Below are 2,182 nucleotides of genomic sequence, written 5' to 3'. Positions count from 1 at the left end.
GCTGAATGGTGCTTGCGGGTCTTGCGGCGGATGTCCTTCACGGCCTGGTCGACCGTGGCTCTTTGCTTACCGGATTTCTGTCTCATCTCCACTCCTCGGCGGTTACGATGAGCCAGAAATCCTCCGCTAGGCAATCACATCAAAATGGCCCAAAGGCGCTGACCGGGGACATGCCAGCATTGCAACCCGGGCCTGGCTATCAAGCGGCTCAAGTCGCAGGACGAGGTTGCGTGCTCTTTCGAAGCCGACGAATCGGAACGCACCTGCAATCGCTTTGCTCGGCAAAAACCGACCCACCAGGAAGGCGAGGAGAAGCGCGGTGACCATGGCGATGTACACGAGAAAGACGATGCGGTCGCCGAGCGCAAGGATCAGAGCGAAACCGATTTCAGCACCGGGGACAAAAGGTATTGCCGACGCGGCGATATAGACACCGGTTGCGAGCATCACGATCCGATGGATTTCTGGTTCGTTGGACGGTCGAACTTCGATCAAAGCGAAACCGGTGAGCCAATGTCCCACCAGCCAGCCGCCCGCCACCAACATCAAATAGAAAAGGACGAGCAGCAGGCGTCCAAGTGTCATGATATGCAATTGTCTGGATCAGCCGGCTCGCCTCTCGCGGTTTCTTCCGCCGCTTCAAGCGTCATACTCGTCGTCTCGGACAGCGTCCCTTCGAAGCGAAGGTCCCGGTCGATCGACCAGTACCAGCGATCGCGCCGCCATCTGATGATCGCTGTGATCTGCCCATCTTGAACTGTTCCGAAATAGGAGAATTTTCCGCGGTCACGGCTTTCCAGTTCACCGCGGAACTCGATGCTGTCGCCAACGGATCGGGCATAGTAAGGGCTTGGCATGAATCCGCATCTCGTGCAGGCCTTGGACCAGAATTGGCCTTCATCGAAGTAGAGGATATCTGCCACGTCGGGGTCTTCCACCGGTCCGATCATGCCGACAAAAGCCATGCCGTCGAGCGGTCCGCGCGCCGCATCCTGCCTAGTTTCCTCGCCCGCCACCATCCCCGGCATAGGAAGGATCAGCACCAGCAGAAGAACGAGACGTATTGGAGGACATAAAGCCATCTTCCGCCTCCAGCCTCCTCAGAGATTGAGGCTCCACGGTACCGCCGCCGTGACGTTATCGCAACGGCGCAACTCAAGCCGCTGCGTTGCTCGCCCAGGCACGTGCTGCCATGCGGAGTCTTCGCAGGACCGGGCTCTACTCGCATCGCTGACGCGCTGCCGGCCACGATTGCTGACCGTGCCCGGCTCCGCACGATGCTCGGGAGCCTCGGGCGAACATTGTATGTCGGGGTGCTGGCTGACTGCTTCTTCGATCCCGGAACCGCCCTGTGTTTGAAGCGAGCGCCGGGCGTCGACAGCAAAATGCCGCTGACGGCCTGACGGATCTGATCCGCGAGATCGAGCGGGAAATCCGCGAGGAACTGGCCGGGCTTGATCGCCGTATTGCGTCCTCCAACCGCAGGATCCGCACACTCTTCCGGGCCAACGAAGCGTGCCAGCGCATCGGTCAGATCGAGGGGATCGGGCCGATCACGGGGACTGCGCTGGTTGCGGCAGTCGGCGACCGGAGCTGCTTCAGGAACGGGCGCCAGTTTGCCGCCTGGCTCGGATTGGTGCCCAGGCAGAGATCAAGTGGCGGAAGGTCCCGTCTGTTCGGCATCAGCAAACGCGGTGACCGATACCTACGCACCCTGATGATTCATGGCGCGCGCGCCGTTCTCGGCAAGGCCCACGGCAAGGACGATCCCAGAAGTCAGTGGATCGGCCGCATGCGGGAACGGCGGCACCCGAATGTCGTCGCTGTTGCGCTCGCCAACAAGAACGCCCGGATCGTCTGGTCGGTCCTGGCGCATGATGCCGAATATCGACCGCTACGAGCCGCGGTCGCAGGCTGAACCGGCGGCGCTTCAGCCATAAGCGGAAGGCCATCGACGGAATATTGCAGCAACCTGGCTGGGGATGGTGAAAGGGTCGCTCCCATCGCTTCCAGAACCTGATGTGTGGACCGGCACGGCAGGGGCCGATGTCTCGGGGGCATTGAGGAGGAAGCACGCGGAAATCCATCGGGGCTCGCGGCGACGAATGTTCGGGCCGCTCAACGAAGCCGGATATACGTCCGCAATTGCGATCTCCGATCCAGAGCCAACCAAATCGTTGCA

At 61.1% G+C, this 2,182-nt stretch carries 3 protein-coding genes and 1 pseudogene; 2 read left to right on the top strand and 2 right to left on the bottom strand.

Annotation, left to right across the window (positions count from 1 at the left end):
• Positions 1-126: 126 nt before the first annotated feature.
• On the bottom strand, positions 127-585 hold the full coding sequence (locus tag CWC60_RS07880; RefSeq protein WP_109793454.1) for a hypothetical protein: 459 nt from the start codon (positions 583-585) through the stop codon (positions 127-129).
• A complete protein-coding gene (locus CWC60_RS07875; protein WP_109796414.1) occupies positions 582-1,082 on the bottom strand; it encodes a hypothetical protein in 501 nt (166 codons plus the stop codon). Before CWC60_RS07875 ends, CWC60_RS07880 begins: the two co-directional genes overlap by 4 nt.
• A gap of 123 nt (positions 1,083-1,205) precedes the next feature.
• Here CWC60_RS07875 and CWC60_RS24370 point away from each other — a divergent pair.
• Both CWC60_RS24370 and CWC60_RS07865 read left to right on the top strand, forming a co-directional pair.
• A pseudogene (locus CWC60_RS24370) lies at positions 1,206-1,400 on the top strand (hypothetical protein); the annotation flags it as partial.
• A complete protein-coding gene (locus CWC60_RS07865; RefSeq protein ID WP_206419828.1) occupies positions 1,352-1,918 on the top strand; it encodes an IS110 family RNA-guided transposase in 567 nt (188 codons plus the stop codon). The pseudogene CWC60_RS24370 and the gene CWC60_RS07865, both read left to right, overlap by 49 nt.
• The last annotated feature ends 264 nt before the right edge of the window (positions 1,919-2,182 follow it).

It is taken from the genome of Minwuia thermotolerans (assembly GCF_002924445.1).
Taxonomy (GTDB): domain Bacteria; phylum Pseudomonadota; class Alphaproteobacteria; order Minwuiales; family Minwuiaceae; genus Minwuia; species Minwuia thermotolerans.
This window is presented reverse-complemented; position numbering and strand designations above follow the sequence as displayed.